This is a genomic window from [Actinomadura] parvosata subsp. kistnae (assembly GCF_900323885.1).
Classification (GTDB): Bacteria; Actinomycetota; Actinomycetes; order Streptosporangiales; family Streptosporangiaceae; genus Nonomuraea; species Nonomuraea composti.
In genome coordinates this window covers 2,399,032-2,419,226 of record NZ_OOHJ01000018.1, presented here as the reverse complement: position 1 = coordinate 2,419,226, position 20,195 = coordinate 2,399,032, and the positions used below count along the sequence as shown (strand labels likewise).

The window sequence follows — 20,195 nt, the reverse complement described above, 5'->3', positions numbered from 1 at the left end:
CAAGGCCCGATTCTGGAGAAACGCGGACATGACCTATTTGGAGCTGTCTGAGGACGGCGGCGGATCGCACAAGTTCTACGAGGTGATCGTGGCCGGCACCGACGTCACGATCACGTACGGGCGGATCGGCGAGACGGGTCAGACCAAGGTCACCTCGTTCCCCACCGAGGCCAAGGCCCAGGCGGCGGCGGCCAAGAAGCTCGCGGAGAAGACCCGCAAGGGCTACGCGCCCGCCGTGCGCGGGGTGCGCCAGCGCCGCGCCGTCACCCGCAGGGCCATCACCAGCACCCGCTCCACCGCCCAGCAGGCCCCGGTGCTGTGGCGCTTCGACAGCGGCGCCTCCGCGTTCGGCATCTTCGTGGACGGCGAGCGCTGCTGGGTCGGCAACCAGCGCGGCGACGTCTACACCGTCACCCACTCCGGCACCGTGACCGGCCGCTTCCGGCTGCCCGACGGCGTGAAGTGCATCGTGGCCGACGACTTCTGGATCTACGCCGGCTGCGACGACGGCCGCGTCTACGATCTCAGCGGCAAGGTGCCCAGGTCCGCCTACGAGATCGCGGCCGACGTGGACATCTACTGGCTCGACATCCACGACGGCGTCCTCGGCGTCTCCGACCGCGCCGGCCGGGTCACCGCCATCGACTACGAGGACGAGTTCCAGTGGGCCCGCACCAGCGGCGGCGACTCGGCCTGGATGGTCCGGTGCGACGCCGACTCGGTCTACTTCGGCCACTCGCGCGGCGTCGCCCGCTACGACATCTCCGACGGCACCCCGGTCTGGGAGACCGACGTCGCCGACCAGGTGCTGTTCGGCTGGCAGGAGGAGCACTCGGTGTACGCCGGCACCGGCCGCCGCACCGTGCACCGCCTGGCCAAGGGCGACGGCCGGGTGGAGGCCGTCTACCAGTGCGACGGCGCCGTCTACTCCTGCGCCACCTCGCCGGGCGGCCGGCACGTGTTCGCCGGCGACAACCACTCCTCCGTCTACTGCTTCGACGCCTCGGGCGAGCGGCTGTGGAAGCTCGCCACCGGCTGCGGCTCCGCCTTCTCCATGCAGTACCTGGACGACCGGCTCTACATCGTCACCACCGACGGCACCCTCGCCTGCATCGACGCCAGCGAGGCGGCCATCGCCGCGGCCCGCACGGGCAGCGTGCCGCAGCCGGTGGACGTCAAGGCGGCGGCGTCGCTGGAGGCGGTCGAGCCGTCGGCCGTGCTGGAGACGGTCACGGCCACGGCCGGCGACGCGGGAGACGGCGTCGTGGTGGAGTGCGTCAGGGAGGGCGAGCGGCTGCGCGTGCGGGTGATCAGCCCCGGCTACGAGTCGTGGAACGTGCAGTTCCCCAAGGACATCCGCGAGCCGGGCGCCCGCTACCTGGTGGACGGCGTGCGCTCGGCCGGGCGCGGCGGCTTCTACCGCGCCTACGGGGAGATCCGGCGCCTGCTCTGAGTGGGTCTTGCGCACCCGTACGCGGAGGGTTTTCGTACGGGTATGCCCAAGGACGATCGGCTGGCCGTGCACACCGTGGTGATGGACGGCGAGGAGGTCGCGTACGGCGACATCGGCGTGTCCGACGAGGAGCGCGCCGCGGCGGGGCGGGAGACGATGGCCGAGCGACAGAAGAGCCTGCTCGCCCGCAACCGGCGGCGCGCCAGGAGGCGTTACCGCAGGCCGCTGCCCAAGGGGATGGAGTGCGCCCGCGTGTGGCGCCGGCGCGAGCCGGAGGAGCTGCGCCGCAGGCTGACCGACGGGCCGCTGGCGGTGTGGAGCGAGGACGACGTCCTGCACGTGCTCTGGCGCGGTGACGAGCCGCGGCTCAGCGCGGGCGTGCAGCTGGCGATGTGGCCGGTGCGGGGCGCCGACGACCTGTGGGAGCTGTCGGTGCGGATCCGGCGGCTGGAGGAGGCGGTGATCAGCGTCGTCGCGGCGACCTCCCACCGGCCGCACGAGCAGCCGGTGGAACGCCTGTGGCGTGGCGCGCTCGCGGCGCCCGCGCCGCCGTCGTCGGCACCGCTGCTCGGCACCGTCACCGAGCACGTCGTCGACAGCTCCCGTCTGGGCCGCCCCCGCGCGATCACCGTCTACCGCCCGCCCGGCCCGGCGGGGCCGATGCCGCTGTGCCTGCACGCCGACGGGCAGAGCGTGCCGGGCTCCGCCCCGTACGTGGACGCCGCCGTCGCGGCCGGGACGTTGCCGCCGCTGCTGCTGGTGGGCCTGCACTGCGACCGCACGCCGGGCCCGTACCCGGACGGGCGGACCAGGGAGTACATCCCCGGCGTCGATCCCGATCGATTCGCCGCGCACCTGGCCTTCGCCGTGGACGAGGTCCTGCCGCGCTTCCCGGAGGCCACGCACGTGATCAGCGCCGGGTTCTCCAACGGCGCCAGCTTCGCGCTGGGAGCGGCCGACCGGCGGCCGGACCGGATCGCGGCCGCCGTGGCGCTCAGCCCCAACCTGCCGCCGCCGGAGCTCGACGTCACCGTCCGGGCGCCACGGTACCTGGCGGCGGGCACGATCGAGAGCGGGTTCCGCGACTGCGCGCGGGACCTGGCCGCGATCCTGAGCGGCGCCGGCATCGCGCACCGGCACGAGGAGTGGGTCGGCGGCCACGACCCCTACTGGTGGTGGGTGCACCTCGTCGAGGGGCTGCGCTGGATCCTCCGCGACGCGCTGCCGGCCGCGCACCCGTGACGGCCGCCCCCACGACGGGCTCGGATCATCCGCGATGCGCTGCCGGCCGGGCACCCGTGACGGCCGCCAGCACGAGCAGGCCCGCCACGACGCCGGTGACCGCGCTGGCCCGGTAGACGTCGTTCAGGGCGGCGTAGCCCCCGCCGTCGCGGTAGAGCAGGCCGAGCAGGGCGATGCCGAGCGCGTACCCGAGCTGCCTGACCGTGTTGACCGTGCCCGCGGCCATGCCCGCCCGCTGCGGCGGCGCGTACGTCATGGCGGCCGAGCTGAGCGACGGGACGGCCAGGCCGACGCCGAGGCCGGTGACGACCAGGCCGGGCGCCAGCACGGCCCAGCCCGAGCCGGCGCCGAGCATGCCCTGGAGCAGCGCGCCCGCGCCGATCAGCAGCAGCCCGCCGCCGACCGCGAAGCGCGGCGGCAGGCCGGGGAACAGCCGCGAGACGGCCACGGAGGACACCAGCGACGTGACGGCCATCGGCGACAGCGCCACCCCGGCCATCACCGGCCCGAGCCGCAGGTCCTGCTGCAGCCAGATCGAGGTGAAGGCCAGGCAGGCGAACGCGGCCGGCATGAGCAGCCCGGCCCCCGCCATGATCCCGCTGAACGACCGCCCGGCGAACAACCGCAGGTCCAGCATGGGGTTCGTGCTGCGCGACTCGGCCACGAGGAAGGCCACGAACGCCGCCGCGGCCACGGCCAGCGGCACCAGCGTGCGCGCCGCCGCCCAGCCGTGCTCGCCCGCCTCGATCAGCCCGTACGTGAGCGCCCCCGCCGCCAGCGTGAACGTGGCCATCCCCGCCCAGTCGAGCCGGGCCCCGCCGGGCAGGCGCGACTCCTCGACGCCGCGCAGCGTCAGCCAGGCGGCGACCAGGCTGATCGGCAGGTTCACCAGGAAGATGGCCCGCCAGTGCAGGTGCTCGGTGAGCAGGCCGCCGAGCACGGGCGCGACGGCCGCGGCGGCCCCGTTCACGCCGCCCCACACGCCGAACGCGATGCCGCGCTGCCTGCCGTGGTAGGTGGCGCTGATGAGGGCGAGGGTGGTGGCCATCATGGCGGCGGCGGCGACGCCCTGCACGACGCGGGCGGCCAGCAGCAGCCCGCCGCTCGGCGCGAGCCCGCAGGCGAGCGAGGCCAGCGCGAACACCGCCAGCGCCCCCAGGTAGACCTTGCGCCGGCCGGTGTGGTCGGCGTACGAGCCGGCGGCCAGCAGCAGCGCGGCGAGGGCGAGCGCGTAGCCGTCCAGCAGCCACTGCGCGTCGGTGAAGGACATGCCCAGGTCGGCCGTGATGCCGGGCAGCGCGACCATGACGATGGTCACGTCCACGAGCAGCATGAAGGCGCCCAGGCAGGCGGCGACGAGGGGGGACCAGGAGACCGCGGTCCGCTCCGGTGCTTGTGTGGTGGTCATGGCGACCAAGGTGCAGCCCTGGTGGGGGTAAACGCCACCAGAGGCCGTGCTTCTGGCGGTTTTCCGTATGAGCTAGCTTGTGGTGGTGGAAATCATCGAGCTGGACGAGGTGGACCGCGGGCTGCTGCACGCGCTGCAAGTGGATGGGCGGGCCTCGTTCAGCCGCATCGCCGAGGTGCTGGGGGTGTCGGACCAGCGGGTCGCGCGCCGCTACCGGCGGCTGCGCTCCACCGGCATGCTGCGCGTGGTCGGCGTCGTCGACGGGCGCCGCCTCGGCTACGAGTCGTGGGCGATCAGGCTGCGCTGCACGCCGGACGCGGCGGTCGCGATCGCCGAGGCGCTCGGGCGGCGCTCCGACACGTTCTGGGTGCACCTGCTGTCCGGCGGCACCGAGATCTCCTGCGGGACGCTGCAGCGCACCGCCGCCGAACGCGAGTCGCTGCTGCTCGGCAAGCTGGCCAGGACCAACCGCGTGCTCTCGATGACCGCGCACCGGACCCTCTACACGTTCGTCGGCGGGCGCGTCGGCTGGCAGGGGCTCGCCGCGCTCTCCCCCGAGCAGGTCGCCCACCTGGAGGAGGGCCGGGTCTACCGCCGGCGGGGCGAGGGCGAGCCGATCGTGCTCGGCCCCGGCGACCAGGCGCTGCTCGACGCGCTGTCCCGCGACGGCCGCACCGCCCACGCCGACCTGGCCGCCGTGACCGGTTGGTCGGAGTCGACCGTACGACGGCGGATGGACCAGCTCTGCGCGGCGGGCGCGCTCTTCTTCGACATGGACGTGCTGCCCGCCCTCCTGAACTACCAGGTGGAGGCGCAGCTGTGGATGTCGGTGCCGCCCGCCGAGATCGACGCCACCGGGCGGGCGCTGGCCGGGCACCACGAGGTCGCCTTCGCGGGCGCGACCACCGGGCCGACCAACCTGACGGCCAGCATCGTCTGCCGCGACGACGAGGCGTTCTACCGCTACGTGACCGACAGCCTGGGCGCGCTGCCCGCGATCCGGCACATCGAGACCGCGCCGATCATCAGGACGATCAAGCGGGCGGGGGCTGTGCTGCCCCTGTGAAGTAGGGCAGGCACTACCGGCGGTTCGGCGGCTCGCAGGCTGGGGCGAGGTCGTCCTGGTTCGTAGCGTTCTGTGACATGAGAACGCCCATGAGGACCCGGTTGCTCGCCCTCGCCTGCGCCGGACTCGTCCTGGCCACCGCGACCGCCCCCGCGGCGCTCGCCGCCGCCGCGCCCGCCCGTGAGACCGTGACGATCGACAACAGGGGCTCGATCGTCACGGCCGAGCTGCTGGCGCGCATGACGGCCGAGCAGGTCGCCGCCTACCTCACCAAGGCCGGCTTCCCCGTGCCCGCCCGGCCGCAGGGCGCCGACCTCTACGCCGTCGTCTACCGGACGATCGGCGTGACCGGCACGCCCACCACGGCCAGCGGCGTCGTCGCGCTGCCGGCCAGGTCGCGCAAGGGGCTGTGGACGGTCAGCTACGCCCACGGCACCCTCGCGACCAGGGCCGACGCCGGGTCCGTGGACGACGGCGACGGGCGGGTCATCCCGCTGATGTTCGCCGCCGCCGGCTTCGCCGGGGTCGCGCCCGACTACCTCGGGTTGGGCAAGGGGCCCGGCTTCCACCCGTACATGGACGCCGCCAGCGAGGCCAGTGCCTCCGCCGACCTGCTGCGGGCCGCCGGGGAGCTGGCCGGGCAGCAGGGACGCGCGCTGAGCGGCGACGTGCTGGTCACCGGGTTCTCCCAGGGCGGGCACGCGGCCATGGCGCTGGGCAAGGCGTTGCGGGCGGACGGGGCGTACCGGCTGCGCGGCGCCGCGCCGGTCTCCGGGCCCTACCACGTGCGCTCCGCCGAGATCCCCGCCCTGCTCGACGGCCGGCTCGACCCGCACAGCGCCACCTTCTACCTGGCGTACTGGACGGTGTCGATGAACCGGCTGCACCACTTCTACGACACGCCGGCCGAGGTGTTCCGCGACCCCGCGGTGGAGAAGCTGTTCGACGGGGACCACAGCTTCGAGGAGATCGCGGCCGGGCTGCCCGCCTCACCGCGCGACCTCGTCACCGCCGCCTACCTGGAGCGGATCGCCAAGCCGTCGGGGGCGGTGCTGCGGGCGATGCGGGTCAACGACACCACGTGCGCGGGCTGGCGGGCCGGGGTGCCGGTGCGGCTGTTCGCGGCGCGCGGCGACAAGGACGTCGCCTACGACAACGCCCGCCACTGCCTGCGGGACCTCAAGGTGAGCGGGGTGAAGGCGTCGCTGAAGGACGTGGGGGACGTCGATCACATGACGTCGGCCTTCCGGTCGATGCCCGAGGTGCTCGACTGGTTCGTCACCCTGCGCCGAGGGTGACGACGGGGTCGCGCGTGCTCACCGAGACACGCCGGGCGTGATCACCGACACACGCCGGGCGTGATCGCCGAGATACGCCGGGCGTGATCGCCGAGATACGCCGCGCGTGATCACCGAGGCGCGCCGGGCGTGATAATCGAGGCGTGCGGCTGCCCTCCAGGCGATTATTCCTCCGGCTCGGCGGCGTGACCGCGGCCGGCACGATGGGCGCGCTGGCGCCGGCGGCGGCCGCGCACACGCCCGACGACACGTTCGTGCGGCTGCGCCGCCGCTGGCGCGAGGTGACGGCCGGGCCGGGGCACGACTCCGAGGGGTACCACGCCCGGCTGGCGGCGCTCGCCAGGGCCGCCGGGCGGTACCGCGCCACGATGGCGCCCGGCCCCTCCTCGCTCTGGCCCGACCAGCCGTTCCCGTCGTTCGTGGCCACGCCCAGGCGGCTGCGGGTCATGGCGCAGGCGTACGCGCTGGGCCTGGGCGACGCGACACTCGCCGAGGCCGTGGCCGAGGGGGTCGAGCACTACCGGCGGCACGTGTACGCCGCCGGCGGCGACGCCCCGGGCAACTGGTGGCACTGGCAGATCGGCGTGCCGAAGGCGCTGCTGGACGCATCCGTGCTGACCGGCACCGGGAGCGCCGCGCTGGCCGAGGCCGTCGACCACTACGTGCCGGAGCGCCGCCTGCGCCGCTACGAGGGCAACAGCACCGCCGCGAACCGGGTGGACCTGTGCGTGGTGACGCTGCTGCGCGCGATGCTCGACGACGACCACGCCAGGGCGCGGCTGGCGGTCTCGGCGCTGTCGCCGGTGTTCGCGACGGTCTCGGAAGGGGACGGGTTCTACCGGGACGGGTCGTTCATCCAGCACTCGTACGTGCCCTATCAGGGCGCCTACGGGGTGACGCTGCTGTCGGGCCTGGCCACCCTGTACGCGGTGCTGCGCGGCTCCCCCTGGGAGCTCGCCGACCAGCGGATCTTCGACACGGTCGAGCGCTCGTTCGCGCCGTTCGTGCACGACGGGGCCTGCATGGACCTCGTACGCGGGCGCAGCGTCGGCCGGCGGCCGTTCGGCGACCACGAGCGCGGCCGGGAGATCGCCGCCGCCGTCCTGCTGCTGGGGGAGAGCGCCCCCGCCGGGACCCGGGCGCGTTGGCGGGCCATGGTCAAGGGCTGGGCGGAGCGCGGCACGTCCCGGCCGATGCTGGAGCACGCGGCCGAGCCCGCCTTCCACGCCCGCCTGGCGGCGCTCCTCGCGGACGGGGCGGTGCCCGCGGCGGCCGAGCCGGTCGGGCACCGGCTGCTGCCGATGAGCGCGCGGGCCGTGCACCGCAGGCCCGGCTGGTGTGCGGCGCTCAGCATGGCCTCGCACCGGATCGGCCACTACGAGCACGGCAACGGAGAGAACCTGCGCGGCTGGCACACCGGCTCCGGGATGCTCTACTGGTGGGCCGGCGGGCACGGCGACCAGTACTCCGACGCGTTCTGGCCGACCGTGGACCCCTACCGGCTGCCGGGCACCACCGTCTCGACCCGGCGGCTGCCCGACGGGGCGGGCGCGGCCTGGGGCGACACGCGTACGCCGTGGCGGTGGGTCGGCGGGGCCACCGACGGCACGTACGCGGCCGTGGGCCAGCACCTCAGCGGCCTGGAGAGCACGCTGGAGGCGTTCAAGTCGTGGTTCTTCCTCGACGACCTGATCGTCTGCCTGGGCGCGGGGATCACCTGCGCGGACGGCGTGCCCGTCGAGACCGTCGTGGACAACCGCAGGACCGCCGCCCGGCTCGACACCGGGGACGGCTGGGCGCACCTGGAGGGGCACGGCGGGTACGTGCTGCCCGGCCAGCCTCTGCGCACGCTGCGGGAGCGCCGCACCGGGGGCGGGGTGAGCCGCGACTACGTGACGCTCTGGCTGGACCACGGCGTCGACCCGCGGGCGGCCTCCTACGCGTACCTGCTGCTGCCGGGCGCGAGCAAGCAGGACACCCGGGCCCGCGCCGCCGCGCTGACCACGCCGGGGCCTGACGGCGCTCCCGTGCGGGTGCTCGCCAACACGGCCGGTCTCCAGGCCGTGCACGTGCCCGCGCTGGGCCTCACCGCCGCCTGCTTCTGGAGCGCCGGGACGGCGGGCGGCCTGACCGCCTCCGCCCCGTGCGCGGCCCTGGTGCGCGAGCGGCCCGACGGCACCGCCACCGTGACCGTCGCCGACCCCCGCTGCGACCTGGACGAGCTGACCCTGACCTGGGCCATGCCGGTGGCGGAGCTGCTGGACGGGGACGCCCTCCTGAGCGGCGGCCGGCTCACGTTCGAGCGGCCGGCCGACCGGGAGGGCGCCTCGCTGACCGTCACCGTGCGGCTCGGCCGCGGGTGAGGGTCACCACTGGACTCAGGGGCGTTCGCCCAGCTTGTCGGTGAAGCCCATGCCGGCCACCGCCACGCGCAGCTGGGTCACCCCCTTGTCCACCACGTCGTACTCCAGCAGCTCGGCCGTCCCCGGATCGAAGACGAGCCGGAAGTCGGCCCCGTCGGCCGTGGACACGGACAGGGCGACCCCCGTACGCCCCAGAGCGTCCTTGACCTCGCCCTTGGACGCGATGCCCGGCTGGTCGGCCAGCACCTGGTAGAGGGCGGAGCGGGTGCCCGGCCGGATGGGCGCGGTCATCAGGTCCACGCCGGTCTGCCACAGGTAGCCGGCCTTGCCGACGTCCGCCGAGTTGGGGCTGCGCTTCCACAGCTCGTCCAGGCGCCGCCTCAGCTCGTCCTTGGAGGTGGGCAGCTCGCGGACGTTCTGGAGGGTCAGACTCGGGTTGTCGATGGACAGGACCCGGGGCGTCGCGTCGTCGCGCGGCCCGGCGCCGGGCTGCACCAGCTCGGGGGAGCCGGCCGCGCGCCAGGCGGCCTCGTCCTCCGCGGAGCCGAACGTGACCTTCACGTCCTGGCCGCGCACGCTGCGGCTGGTCTCGCCCGGCCGCATGGCGCGCCAGCTCTCGGTCGTGTCGGCCGCGAAGGCGGTGTACGGCAGCTCCTGCCTCTTGAGCTCGCCGACCTCCCGCTCGAACTCCTCGCGTGCCGCTTCGAGCCGTTCCTGGTCGCCCTTGAGCTCCTTCTCCTTCTTCTCGAAGCGCGCGCTCAGCTCCTTGAGCCCGGCCATGTACTCCCCGGGCGCGACGTGCACCTTCTGCAGCGTCCGCTCGTTGAGGTACCAGTAGCGGCCGGACTCGGCCGGCTCGCGCTTCGCGGTCGTGGCCGCCGCCAGCAGGAACGAGCGCGCGTCCACCACCGTTGGAGCGGCGGAGGAGGCGGACGGCGGCGCCGGGCGCGGAGCCGGGTCGCCGGTGACGACCACGGAGGCGGCGACGGCCGCCAGCCCGGCCGCCAGGGTGGCCGCCGCCAGCACGTACGGGCGGCGCCGCCGCAGGGGAGCGGCCTCGGTGCGCGGGGTGGCGAAGGCCCGGGCCAGGTCGCCGGAGCGGCGCCGGCGGTAACCGTCCTCCGCGAGCTCGTCCAGCCCCTCGGGCTTGAGCCGGGCGAACGTACGGTCAGTCATCGGGGGTCCTCCAAGGGTGTGTTGAGAACGCGGGGGTGCCGGCCGCCGTCCAGGCCGAGCGCCCGGGCCAGCCGCTTGCGGGCGCGGTGCAGCCGCACGTTGTACGTGCGCACCGAGCAGCCCATGACACCGGCCGCCTGCTCGGGCGGCAGGCCGTACCAGGTGGCGAAGACCATCGCCTCCACGTCCCGCTCGGGCAGGGCGGAGAGCGCGGCCAGGGCGGTCTCCCTGTCGACGACGTGCTCGGCCACGTCCCACGCCTCGTGGTCGCGGCTGGTGGTGAGCGCCGTTATGCGGTCGACGAGGGCCTGCCGGCGGTGGCGCGAGTCGCGCTGCTTGGCCAGCAGGTTGCGCGCCACCCCGAGCAGCCAGGGCAGTGGCGGCTCCGGCAGCTCGGCCAGGCGCCGCCACGCCACGAGGAACGTCTCGCTCGACACGTCCTCGGCCACGTCCCGGTCGGCCCGCAGCAGGGCGTAGCCCAGCACGCTGCGGTAGTGCCGGTCGTAGAGGTCGGTGAATCGTTCTTCGGGATCGTCCACACCCAGTAGTCCCTCCGAACGCGCCGAAATTACCGCGTTTGGGCGGCCACCAGTTGCGCGTACTTGCCGCCGCTCGCGATCAGCTCGTCGTGGGTGCCGCGCTGCACCACCCGTCCGCCGTCGATGACCAGGATGACATCGGCGTCCCTGATCGTGCTGAGCCGGTGCGCGATCACGATCCTGGTCTGCGCGAGCGTGCCGAGGTTGGCCTCGATGACGGCCTCGGTGGCGCTGTCCAGGTTGCTGGTGGCCTCGTCGAGCAGCAGGATCTTGGGGCGGGGCAGGACGGCGCGGGCCAGGGCCAGGCGCTGCCGCTGCCCGCCCGACAGGCCGCCGCCGTCGGTCAGCATCGTCTCGTACCCCATGGGCATGGCCGCGATCTCGTCGTGCAGCGCCGCCAGCCGGGCCGCCGCGACCACCCGCGCGAGGGAGGCGCCGGGGTCGTTCAGCGCGATGTTCTCCCTGATCGAGCCGCTGAACAGGGACGGCTCCTGGGTGACCACGCCGAACTGGCGGCGCAGCGTCCGCAGGTTCAGCTCGGTCGCGGGGACGCCGTCGTACCTGATCTCGCCCTCGACCGGGTCGTGCAGCGCGAGCAGCAGCCGGGCCAGCGTGCTCTTGCCCGAGCCGGACGCGCCGACGAGCGCGACCTTCTGGCCGGGGCGGACGGCGAGCGAGACGTCCCGGACCGTCCACGCGCCGCGCGGGTCGTGGCGGAAGCTCACGCCGCGCACCTCGACCGCGCCCCGCAGGCGCAGCACCTCGATGCCGTCGCTCGGCTCCGGCTCGGAGGCGAGGATGTCCGACAGGCGGTCGAAGTGTGCCCCGGCCTGCTGGAGGTTCTGCAGCCCGGTCATCAGGGAGCCGAGCGGGGTCAGCGCGCCGAGCGCGATGGCGTTCAACGCGATGAGGGTGCCGAGCGTGAGCCGGCCGTCCAGCACCCGCCAGGCGCCCAGCCACAGCAGGCCGAGCGGCGCCGTCACCCGGATCGCCGACAGCGCCGCCTCCAGCAGGCCCCTGGTCAGCCCGGCCCGCACGTCGGCGTCGAGCTGCCGGGCGAAGTGGCCCGACCACTGCTCGACGGCCCGCCGCTCGGCGCCGGTCGCCTTCAGCGTCTCGATGCCGGTGATCGTCTGGATGAGGCTGCTCTGCGAGGCCGAGAGCGCCGTCAGCTCCTGCCGGTCGAGCGCGGCGATCCTGCTCGTGGTGGCCAGCAGCAGCACCGCCTGCAACGCGGCCACGCCGGTCAGCGCCAGCCCGAAGACCGGGTCCCAGAAGTACACGAGCACGAGGTAGCCCACGGCCAGCGGCCCGTCCAGCAGCGCCGCGACGATCTGCCCGGTCAGCAGGTCGCCCAGCGTGGACACGCCGGCCGCCCGCGTCACCAGGTCGCCCTTGGCGCGGCTGGTGAAGTACCGGTACGGCAGCGCCACCAGGTGCCCCACCACGCTCTCGGTGAGCTCCTGGTCGGCCCTGGCCCGCACCGCGACCAGCAGCGCCGCCCGCAGGTACCCGATCACGAACTGCGCCGCCCCCGCCAACGCGACGGCCACGCCGAGCAGCGGCAGCGCCTGCGCCGCCCGCGCCGGGACGATCGTGTCGACCAACAGCCCGGAGAAGAGCGGCAGCGCCAGCCCGAGCAGTTGCAGCAGCAGCGACGCGGCCACGATCTGCGCCAGCAGCCCCCTGCGCCGCCGCAGCAGCGTGCGCGCGAACTCCCGCCGCCACGCCCCCGCCATCGACGACGAGCCGCGACGGAACCCCTCGCCCGGCTGGAAGACCAGCAGCACGCCGGTGAACCCGGCCCCGAACTCCTGCGGCGTCAGCGTGCGCCGCCCCTGCGCGGGGTCCACGATGTCCACCCGGTCCGGCGACCAGCGCTCGACGACCACGAAGTGGCCGAACTCCCAGTGCGCCACCGCCGGCAGCGGCACCCGCGCCAGGTCCTCGGGCGCCAGCGAGAAGGCCCGCGCCTGGAGACCGTGCTCGCGCGCGCCGTCCACGACGGCCTTCGCGCTCAGCCCGTCCCTGCCGATCCGGAGCCGGTCGGCGACCTGGTGCAGGGTGGTGCGGTGGCCGTGGTGGGCGAGCACCATGGTCAGGCAGGCCGCGCCGCACTCGGTGTCGGTGTTCTGCAGCACGACCGGCACGCGCCGCCTCATCGCAGCGCCCCCAGGGCCGGCGCGGTGACCGGCACGCGCCGCCTCATCGCAGCGTTCCCAGAGCCAGCGCGGTCACGCCGATCCCGGCCGTGACGACGATCGCCGCCGCGATCCACAGGACGAGGAACGACGGCCCGCGCGCGACCGCCGGCCTGCGCGCGGAGGCCCGCCCCCGCTCCCGCTCGCGCAGCGCCTCCTCCCGGTAGATGAGCCTCATACCGGACGAACGTAGGCAAGAGGGCTTGGAAGCCACTTGTGACCCACAGGCATACGGTGGGCCCATGAGACGAGCATTGGTGCTGGGCGGCGGAGGCGTCGCCGGGATCGCATGGGAGACGGGCGTGCTGGCCGCGCTCGCGGACGAAGGCGTCGACGTCACGGCCGCCGACCGGATCATCGGCACGTCGGCGGGCTCCACGGTGGCCGCCCAGGTCACCAGCGGCCTGCCGCTGAAGGAGCTGCTGGCCCGCCAGACCGACCCGGCCCTGCAGACGCCGGAGCTGGTGAGCGGCGTGTCGCTGCCGGAGCTGTGGGTCAAGCTGCAGGCCATCGCCGAGAGCGGGCTCGACCCGGCCGCGCAGCGGCGCGAGATCGGCGCGCTCGCGCTGGCCGCCGCCACCGTCCCCGAGGCCGAGCGGCGCGCGGTCATCGAGGCCCGCCTGCCCGTGCACGAGTGGCCGGACCGTGACCTGGTGATCGTGGCGGTGGAGGCGGTCTCCGGCGAGGTGCGCCTGTTCGAGCGCGGCTCGGGCGTCGGGCTGGTGGACGCGGTGGCGGCGAGCTGCGCCGTCCCCGGGGTGTGGCCGTGCGTGACCATCGACGGGGTGCGGTACATGGACGGCGGCGTGCGCACGAGCACCAACGCCGACCTGGCGGCGGGCTTCGACCGGGTGCTCGTGCTCGCCCCCATGGCAGAGGTGGGCGAGCCCGCCTGGACGCGGCTGGACGGCACGGTGGAAGTGATCGAGCCGGACGAGGCGACGCTGGCCGCGTTCGGCACCGACCCGCTCGCCCCCGAGTCGCGCACGCCCAGCGCCGAGGCCGGCTACGCCCAGGGCCGCGCGGCGGCGGCCCGGGTGGCCGCGATGTGGCGGTAGTCAGAGGAGGCCGTGCAGCACCTCGGCGAACTTCTCCGGATGTGCCACGAACCCTCCGTGGTCGCCGGGGAACTCCACGGGCGTCACGCCGATCAGCCCGGCCAGCGCCACCGACGTCCGGTACGTCACGAGCTGCGCCGACTCCGCGCCCACCCCGACGACGACCCGCCCCGCCTTCAGCGCCTCGACGTCGGGCACGTAGCGGGTGGTGCCGCGCAGCTCGTGCGCGAAGAACCGCGAGCCGTCGGCCACCACCTGCTCCGACGGGGGCGGCCCGGCCTCCTCACCCTCCTCGAAACCGGCGTTCCCCATGAACTTCGCGAACGCCGCCCACAGCCCGTCGCGGTGGAAGGTCTCGATCATGTCGTCCACCGCGGCGCGCTGCTCGGCGGCGTCCGGCAGCAGCTCGACGCAGGGCGGCTCGTGCGCCACGAGCGTCCGCACCCGGCCCGGGTGCCGGGCGACCAGCGCCAGCCCCGTCACCGCGCCGCCGCTGCTGCCGAACACGTCGGCCGAGTCCGCCCCCAGGTCGTCGAGGATGGCGGCGAGGTCGCCGGCCCGCAGCTCGGGCGTGGAGTCCTGCGCCGGGTCGGCCAGCACGCTGCCCGAGATGCCGCGCGGATCGTGTGTGACCACCGTGCGGTCGCCCGCCAGCGCCTCGGCCAGCGGCGCGAACTCCGCCGCCGCCATCGGCGCGCCGGTCAGCACCAGCAGCGGCCCGGAGCCGCGCACCTCGTAACGCAGCCGCACGTCCGGGCGCTCCAGGATGTGGACGGTGGTCGTCATGGCGGGACCTTCCTTCGCTCAGGCACGTCTGTCGCAGGTTCGACCCAGCTCGCGGCGAGAACTCATCGCCGGCGCGGAAACTCACCCCTCCAGGCCCAGGACCACCCACCTCTCGCCCTGCGCCAGCCCCGCCAGCTCCCTGCCGCACTCCCTGAGCGCCTGCGGCCCCGACAGGATGTGCGCGGCGCCCGCCTGCGCGTCCCTGAACAGGCGCTGGATCAGCCCGTCACGCAGCGCCGTCGTGCCGCCCGACGCGTAGACGAACGCGGCCACCTCCGTGACCGTCGCGGTGATGTGGTTGAGCGCGAGCCGGACCATCGTCTCCTGCCGGACGCTGAGCCGCCCGCCGTCGTCGAGCGTGCGCTCCACCCCGTCCCACGTCTCGCGGATCAGCGCCGAGGCCGCGCGGAACTTCGCCTCGGCCCGCGCGAAGCCCGTGTGGAAGGCGTCGCTGCCGGCGAGCTGGCCCGGCCGCCCGCTGCGCGCGGCCGCGTACCCGGCCAGCTCGTCCAGGAGGCGGCGGCCGATGCCGAGCGCCCAGCCCGAGTGGCAGATGAGCGCCTGGTCGAGCAGGCCGAGCCGGTAGATCGCGCCGCCGCGCAGCGGCTCGTCCAGCGCGAAGGCGTGGGACTGCGACTCCGGCACGAAGACCCCGTCGATGCTGTAGTCGATGCTGCCCGTGGCGCGCAGGCCCAGGACGTCCCAGTTGCCGAGCATCTTGACGTCCTCGATGGGGGTGATGAAGATGCGCACCTCGTCGGTGCCCTCGACGACGGCGGCGCTGTGGGCGTACTGCGCGTGGTACATGCCCGAGGCGAAGCTCCACTGCCCGGTGAGCCGGTGCCCGCCGTTCTCCGGCACGGCCACGCCCGTCCGGGTGCCCTGGCCGGCGATCAGCGGCATCCGGGGGCCCTTGAAGATGCGTTCGACGGCGTCCTCGCCCAGGTAGGCGCCGGCCGTGCCGTTCTCGAGGCAGGTGGCCATGACGACCCAGCCCGTGGACGGGTCCGCGTACGTCAGCGTCTCGAAGATGGCGAGCAGCTCCGCCGGGGACAGCTCGGCGCCCCCGAGCGGCGCCGGCACCCAGCTGCCGAACAGGCCCGCGTCGTGCAGGGCGTCCACGACGGGTGCGGTCAGCTTCCCGTCCGTCTCGGCCCGCTCGGCCTCGCGCTCGATCAGGGGGCGCAGGTCGCGGGCCCGCTCCAGCAGCGTCGTGCCTGCTCTGTGCAGTCGTGGCGTGTCGCTCATGTCCAGGTGCTCCTGTTCGTGATCGTGGCCCTCTTTCTCCGTCAGATCACGTTCGCGGCGCCTTGTCCAGAGCCGGCCGCCTGGCAGCGCTCTGACCAGGTGTCATGCGGACGCCATGGGGCATGAGGCAGGCGAGAGCAACTCGGGGGTGTGGTGGGAGGGGAGCCTGCGGGCGGCGTGTTCGGCGGTGAGCTCGGCGGGCTGGGCGCCGAGAACCTGCAGCGGCTGCAGGAGAGCCTCGGGCAGATCCGCCACCTGCACGACCGGATGCGGCGCCTGCTGGAAGCCGTCCTCGCGATCAGCTCCGAGCTGGAGCTGAACGCGGCGTTGCGCACCATCGTGGAGGTGTCGGCCGACCTGGTGGACGCCCGCTACGGCGCGCTCGGCGTCCTCAACGAGGAAGGCGAGTTCGCCGACCTGTTCACCTGCGGCGTCACGCAGGAGGTGTACGACGCCATCGGCCGCATGCCCACCACCCACGGCCTGCTGGGCGAGCTGGTCGCCTGCCCCCGCCCGATGCGCGTGGACGACGTGCGCGCCCATCCCCACTTCCGCGGCTTCCCCGCCGGCCATCCGCTGATGCGGACCCTGATGGGGGCACCGCTCGTGGTGCGCGGCACCGTCTACGGCAACATGTACTTCGCCGACAAGCGTTCGGGCGGGCCGTTCACCGACGACGACGAGCGGATCATCGCGGCGCTCGCCAGCGCGGCCAGCGTCGCCATCGAGAACGCCCGCCTGTACCGGCGGATCCGCCGCAGCACCGAGGACTTCCAGCGCAGCCTGCTCCCCGACCTGCCCGACCTGGGCGTCCTACACGCGTGCGCCCGCTACCGCCCCTCCAGCTCCCTGCCGGAGATCGGCGGCGACTGGTACGACGCGATCGTCCTGCCCGACGGCGTGCCCTGCCTCATGGTCGGCGACGTGATGGGCCACGACCTCAAGTCGGCCACCGTCATGAGCCGCATCAGCAACATGCTCCGCGTGCTCGCCTACGAGCACTGCGAGCCGCCCTCCCACATCCTGCGGCGGCTCGACGAGGTGCTGCACGGCCTGCACGGCGGCCCCATGGCCACCGTCCTGCTGGCCCGGCTGGAACGGCCCGCCGGCTCAGGCTGGCGGCTGCGCTGGAGCAGCGCCGGCCACCCGCCCGCGCTCCTGATCCCCGCCGACGGCCCCGTCCGCTACCTGAGCGCCGACAGCGGCCACCCGCTGGGCGTCCTGCCCGACCTGCCCCGCCCCGACCACGACGACCCCATCCCCGCCGGATCGACCCTGATCATGTACACGGACGGCCTGGTCGAGGACCCCGCACGCAGCATCGACGACGGCCTCGACAGCCTGGCCCGCCGCGCCGCCGAGCATCGCCACCTGCCGCTGGAGAAGCTGTGCGAGCGCCTCCTGGCCCACCGCGGCGACCACTTCACCGACGACGTCGCCCTGCTCGCGCTCCGCCTGGCCCCGGGCGACCGCCCGATGTTGTCACCGTCCCCTCCCTGGGCCTCCGCCTGATCAGGTGCCCAGGTCGAGCCGGGCGAGCTCCGCCCTGGAGGCGACGCCGAGCTTGGGGAACGCCTTGTGCAGGTGGTAGCCCACGGTGCGCGGGCTCAGGAAGAGCCGCGCGCCGATGTCGCGGTTCGTGCCGCCCTGCGCGGCCAGCCGGACGATCTGGAGCTCCTGCGCGGTCAGCAGGCTCGCCGCGCCCGCCGCCCGTCCCATGGCGCTCGCCTCTCCGGTGGCGCGCAGCTCGGCGCGGGCCCGCTCCGCCCACGGGAGCGCTCCGGCGCGGTCGAACGTGTCGAGCGCCTGCCGGAGCTGGACCCTGGCCTCCGCCTTGCGCCGGCTCCTGCGCAGCCACTCGCCGAACAGCAGCCGGGTGCGGCCCTCCTCGAACGGCCGGCCACCGTTGAGATGCAGGCCGACGGCCTCGGCGTAGCGGGCTTCCGTGTCCTCGTCGGACCCGGCGACCAACGCCTTGCAGCGCAGGGTGACCGCACGCGCCCAGGGCTGCCCGGTGGCCGTGGCCCACTCCTCGAACCTGGCCAGCGGCGCCTCGGCCCGGTCCGCCCGCTCGCACCGGACGGCCGCCTCCACCAGGTCCGGGACGGTCAGCGTGGTGGTGAGCTGGTGGCGGGTGGCGCCGGCGAGGCCGGCCGTCAGCTCCTCCAGCGCCGCCTCCATCCGGCCCTGCCCCATGGCCAGCAGGGCTCGCGCCCAGAGCGTCCAGGCCAGGCTCGACACGTTGTCGTGCCCGGTGGCGTGGGCGTGCACGCGGCCGACGAGCTCCGTACAGGTGCGCTCGTCGCCGCGGACGGCGGCCAGCCAGGCGAGCACGCCCTGGAGATGGTCGAGGCGGTGGTGCTGACCGATGTCGCCGGCGATGCGCACGGCCTCGTCGGCGCAGGCGCGCGCGTCCTGAAAGCGGCCGAGGTAGAGCTGGATGCTGGCCAGGTTCTGCAGCGCGTGCGGCAGCCAGCCGACGAGGCCCTGCGCGCGGCAGTCGTCGGTCAGGCGGGTGGCCAGGTCGAGGCCGATCTCGTCGTCGCCCACCATGAAGGCCATCGACGCCATGATGAGCTGCTGCCCCGGGCCGCCCGGCTCGGCGTGCCGGGCGTCGGCGAGCGCGGCGTGGATGGGCACCAGCCCCCGGGCGGGATCGCCCGCCAGCAGGTCGGCCAGGCCGGTCAACGCGGAGACGGCAGACTGGAGGTGGTGCCCGGGCGGCAGGCCGAGCGCGTGCAGGCGCTCGACGGCCTGCCTGGCCGGCTCGGGCGCGCCGGCGAACCACGCGTCGCGGACGGCTTCGAGCAGCATCGACGCGGCCCGGTCCGGGTCCTCGTCCGCGATGGGGCCGGCGGCGGCTATGAGGATGCCGTGCGCGACCCTCGGCGAGCCCTGCTCGAACTCGATGGCCGCCCGCACCCCCGCGATCCTGGCCCGCTCCCGCCGGTCCTCGGTGAGCACCGCGGCGCGGTCGGCCAGGGCGCGGGACTGCAGGAGCTGACCGGCGTCCATCGCCGCCTCGGCCGCGCTGACCAGCCGCCTCACCTGGTCACATGGCTCCGGGGTGAGCTGGGCCGCCCGCTGGTAGGCCGCCGTGGTGGCGGCGTGCCCGCTTCTGCGCCGGGCGCGTTCGGCCGCCCGCTCCAGCTCGGCGGCGACGGATTCGTCCGGTTCGGTGCAGGCGGCGGCGCGGTGCCAGGCACGGGCATCGGCGTGCCGACCGTCGCTTTTCGCAGCGTCGGCGAGAACGGCGGCCAGCGCCCGGTGCGCCGCCAGCCGTCGGGTGAACGGCGCTCCCTGATAGGCGGCCGCCCTGATGAGCGGGTGGCGGAAGGCGAGCTCCCCGCCGACGACGTGGACGAGGCCGCCGTGTTCCCCCGGCTCGACGGCCTCGGCACCGGCCCCGAGCCGCTGCGCCGCCGCCAGGATCACCGCGAGATCGCCCGTGCTCTCCGCGGCGGCCACCAGCAGCAGGGTCCTGGCCGCCTCCGGCAGCCCGTGGATCTGCGCCTGGAACGCCTCCTGCATCCGGCCGGTCAGCGGGAGCGGCCCCAGCTGGTGGGCCAGCGGGGTGACCTGGCCGGCCCGCTGCTCCGGCGTGAGCGCCGAGGGCAGCTCGATGAGCGCGAGCGGGTTGCCCTCGCTCTCGGCCAGGACGCGGTCCCTGACGTGCGGGGCCAGCGGCCCGGCGGTCTCGCCCAGCAGCCTCGCCGCGTCCTGGGGGCCGAGGCCGCCGAGCCGGAGCTCGGGCAGGCCCGCCGGGCGGAAGCCGTGGCTGCCGTCACGTACCGCGAGGATCAGCACGATCCCCTCCGCCTCCAGCCGCCGCGCGGCGAACAGCAGCGCGTCGGCCGAGGAGCGGTCCAGCCACTGGGCGTCGTCCACCAGGCACAGCAGCGGCCCGTCGCCGGCGAGCTCGGCCAGCAGCGTCAGGGCGCCGAGCCCGACGAGGAACCGGTCGGCCGCGGTCGCGGGGGCCAGCCCGAACGCGCCCGCGAGCGCCCCCGCCTGCGGGGCCGGCAGCCGGTCGAGGCGGTCGAGCCCGGTACGCAGCAGCAGGTGCAGCGCCGCGAACACCAGCTCCGTCTCGCTCTCGATGCCCACCCCGCGCAACGTGCGGACCCCCATGGCGGCCGCCTGCCGCTCCGCGTGCGCCAGCAGCGCGGACTTGCCGATCCCCGCCGGGCCGCGCAGCACCAGGACGCCGCTGCGGCCGCCGACGGCCTGAGCCAGCAGGCGGTCGATCCGCTCGGTCTCGGCCCCGCGCCCGTACAACACAGGACGATCTTATGGAGACCGTGACATATGCCCGCGCCGGGATGACCGGTCACGTGACAGATTCCCGGCCGGAGGC

The 20,195-nt window shown here is 74.7% G+C and carries 15 protein-coding genes; 7 read left to right on the top strand and 8 right to left on the bottom strand.

Translation table 11 applies throughout. The features are described 5' to 3' along the window. The first annotated feature begins 28 nt into the window (after window positions 1-28). Together KIS93_RS31185 and KIS93_RS31180 are read left to right on the top strand one after the other, a co-directional pair. Window positions 29-1,453 (top strand): WGR domain-containing protein, encoded by a 1,425-nt coding sequence (locus tag KIS93_RS31185; protein ID WP_080044283.1) that lies wholly within the window; start codon window positions 29-31, stop codon window positions 1,451-1,453. A 42-nt stretch (window positions 1,454-1,495) separates the two neighbouring features. Beyond that, window positions 1,496-2,695 (top strand): alpha/beta hydrolase, encoded by a 1,200-nt coding sequence (locus tag KIS93_RS31180; RefSeq protein WP_080044284.1) that lies wholly within the window; start codon window positions 1,496-1,498, stop codon window positions 2,693-2,695. A gap of 25 nt (window positions 2,696-2,720) precedes the next feature. On the opposite strand, the gene KIS93_RS31175 is transcribed toward KIS93_RS31180, so the two are convergent. Then, entirely contained in the window at window positions 2,721-4,103 is a 1,383-nt protein-coding gene (locus KIS93_RS31175) for a DHA2 family efflux MFS transporter permease subunit (protein WP_080047401.1), read from the bottom strand. A gap of 85 nt (window positions 4,104-4,188) precedes the next feature. Here KIS93_RS31175 and KIS93_RS31170 point away from each other — a divergent pair, with 85 nt between their 5' ends. The 3 genes from KIS93_RS31170 to KIS93_RS31160 all read left to right on the top strand — a co-directional run bounded on the left by KIS93_RS31170 (window position 4,189) and on the right by KIS93_RS31160 (window position 8,830). Continuing rightward, entirely contained in the window at window positions 4,189-5,169 is a 981-nt protein-coding gene (locus KIS93_RS31170; RefSeq protein ID WP_222107670.1) for an Lrp/AsnC family transcriptional regulator, read from the top strand. A gap of 77 nt (window positions 5,170-5,246) precedes the next feature. Then, the gene (locus KIS93_RS31165) at window positions 5,247-6,467 is read left to right on the top strand and encodes a hypothetical protein (RefSeq protein WP_155128866.1); all 1,221 of its coding nucleotides are present in this window, start codon (window positions 5,247-5,249) and stop codon (window positions 6,465-6,467) included. A gap of 143 nt (window positions 6,468-6,610) precedes the next feature. Continuing rightward, window positions 6,611-8,830, top strand: a complete 2,220-nt coding sequence (locus tag KIS93_RS31160) for a polysaccharide lyase 8 family protein (RefSeq protein ID WP_230465713.1) — start codon at window positions 6,611-6,613, stop codon at window positions 8,828-8,830. 15 nt (window positions 8,831-8,845) lie between these two features. Here the strand turns inward: KIS93_RS31160 and KIS93_RS31155 are convergent, their stop codons facing one another. The 4 genes from KIS93_RS31155 to KIS93_RS31140 are packed head-to-tail and all read right to left on the bottom strand — an operon-like array spanning window position 8,846 to window position 12,924. Next, complete coding sequence (locus tag KIS93_RS31155; protein ID WP_080044287.1) at window positions 8,846-10,006, bottom strand: CU044_5270 family protein; 1,161 nt, start codon at window positions 10,004-10,006, stop codon at window positions 8,846-8,848. After that, complete coding sequence (locus KIS93_RS31150) at window positions 10,003-10,545, bottom strand: RNA polymerase sigma factor (RefSeq protein WP_080044288.1); 543 nt, start codon at window positions 10,543-10,545, stop codon at window positions 10,003-10,005. The genes KIS93_RS31155 and KIS93_RS31150 overlap by 4 nt, the downstream gene beginning before the upstream one ends. A gap of 29 nt (window positions 10,546-10,574) precedes the next feature. After that, a complete protein-coding gene (locus KIS93_RS31145) occupies window positions 10,575-12,695 on the bottom strand; it encodes a peptidase domain-containing ABC transporter (protein ID WP_230465714.1) in 2,121 nt (706 codons plus the stop codon). Window positions 12,696-12,750: 55 nt separating this feature from the next. Beyond that, a complete protein-coding gene (locus KIS93_RS31140) occupies window positions 12,751-12,924 on the bottom strand; it encodes a hypothetical protein (RefSeq protein ID WP_155128868.1) in 174 nt (57 codons plus the stop codon). 64 nt (window positions 12,925-12,988) lie between these two features. Between KIS93_RS31140 and KIS93_RS31135 the strand changes: the two genes are divergently transcribed. Further along, the gene (locus KIS93_RS31135) at window positions 12,989-13,804 is read left to right on the top strand and encodes a patatin-like phospholipase family protein (protein WP_080044290.1); all 816 of its coding nucleotides are present in this window, start codon (window positions 12,989-12,991) and stop codon (window positions 13,802-13,804) included. Here the strand turns inward: KIS93_RS31135 and KIS93_RS31130 are convergent, their stop codons facing one another. Together KIS93_RS31130 and KIS93_RS31125 are read right to left on the bottom strand one after the other, a co-directional pair. Beyond that, window positions 13,805-14,590 (bottom strand): alpha/beta fold hydrolase, encoded by a 786-nt coding sequence (locus KIS93_RS31130; RefSeq protein WP_080044291.1) that lies wholly within the window; start codon window positions 14,588-14,590, stop codon window positions 13,805-13,807. Between the two features lie 81 nt (window positions 14,591-14,671). Continuing rightward, window positions 14,672-15,838, bottom strand: a complete 1,167-nt coding sequence (locus KIS93_RS31125) for an acyl-CoA dehydrogenase family protein (protein ID WP_080044292.1) — start codon at window positions 15,836-15,838, stop codon at window positions 14,672-14,674. 153 nt (window positions 15,839-15,991) lie between these two features. Here KIS93_RS31125 and KIS93_RS31120 point away from each other — a divergent pair, with 153 nt between their 5' ends. Next, window positions 15,992-17,350: a PP2C family protein-serine/threonine phosphatase gene (locus KIS93_RS31120; RefSeq protein ID WP_222107669.1), complete on the top strand. Its 1,359-nt coding sequence runs from the start codon at window positions 15,992-15,994 to the stop codon at window positions 17,348-17,350. Here the strand turns inward: KIS93_RS31120 and KIS93_RS31115 are convergent, their stop codons facing one another. Further along, entirely contained in the window at window positions 17,351-20,119 is a 2,769-nt protein-coding gene (locus tag KIS93_RS31115; protein ID WP_080044294.1) for a helix-turn-helix transcriptional regulator, read from the bottom strand. Between the last annotated feature and the right edge of the window lie 76 nt (window positions 20,120-20,195).